This window comes from Microvirga sp. P4_G7, from assembly GCF_056401005.1.
The window spans coordinates 1-1,063 of sequence record NZ_JBFUKD010000967.1 but is presented as its reverse complement, the minus strand read 5'-3'; the positions used below and the strand labels follow the sequence as shown (position 1 = coordinate 1,063).

Genomic DNA, 1,063 nt, shown 5'->3' with positions numbered 1-1,063 from the left:
GTTTCGCGCCGTCGATAAAATGAGGATTAGATGACAATACCGTCGGATAAGGGCGCCCTGGAAGAATTCGTCGAAAGGGTTTGGCTTTCAGTGCTGGGCCGAGCGCCCGATCAAAAAACGCTCGACTATCTCGTTTCAGCGATTTCTGATGGAAGAAGCCCAACCGATTACTTTCTTGAATTATACGACTGCGAAGAGGCCCAGCAGCGCCGCGCGCAAATGATGGCTCCCAAATCGATAGTTGCGGAATTTGTCCCCCCGGGACATTACTATTCACCGGTAGTTGATCCTGCCGCTCTAAGAGCCTCAAGTTTTGCGACCCGAAGGAAAGATGACCAACTTCTAGGCCTCCAACTTGATTTCAATAAGATGACAGACACCTTCGTGGCGCTGATGGAGCAGAAGGCCGGTTTGGCATTCCCAGCAAAACAAAGTGCCGACTATCGTTACTACCATTCCAACGACATGTACGGATTGGGCGATGCGCTTATTCTCGCCAGCATGATCCGGCACAACAAACCAAGAAGGATCATCGAAGTTGGATCCGGCTTCTCAAGCGCAGTCATGTTAGACGTGCTTGAACGCTCTCCGGAATTGGCAACCGCGGTCACGTTGATCGAGCCGTATGTCGAACGCCTCGAATCTTTGCTACGAAGTGAAGACCTCAAGCTTGTCCAGATCATTCAAAGTCCTGTGCAAGAAGTACCGACGTCTGTATTCGAGCAATTGGAAAGTGGCGACATACTCTTCCTCGATACGACTCATATYTCAAAGACCGGAAGCGACGTAAACTACGAGGTTTTTGAGATCCTGCCTCGCCTGAAAGAAGGCGTGATCATCCACTTCCACGACGTATTCGACGGATTTGAATACCTCGACGGTTGGATCTTCGAAGAGAACAGATCCTGGAACGAGCTGTACCTTATACGGGCGTTCCTCATGTATAATACTCAGTTCGAAGTCATCTATGCGAACCATGCCTTTTCGGTACGTGAGAACGACCTATTCATGGATCGCTGTTCCGAAGCAAGCGGCATGCCAGGTGGCGGACTCTGGCTTAGGC

Annotated in this window: 1 protein-coding gene; it reads left to right on the top strand. The window is 50.5% G+C overall.

The window, feature by feature from the left end; all coding sequences use genetic code 11:
• Positions 1 to 30 precede the first annotated feature (30 nt).
• A partial coding sequence (locus AC1DT3_RS22275) for a class I SAM-dependent methyltransferase (RefSeq protein ID WP_477467350.1) occupies positions 31 to 1,063 on the top strand: 1,033 nt, incomplete at its 3' end.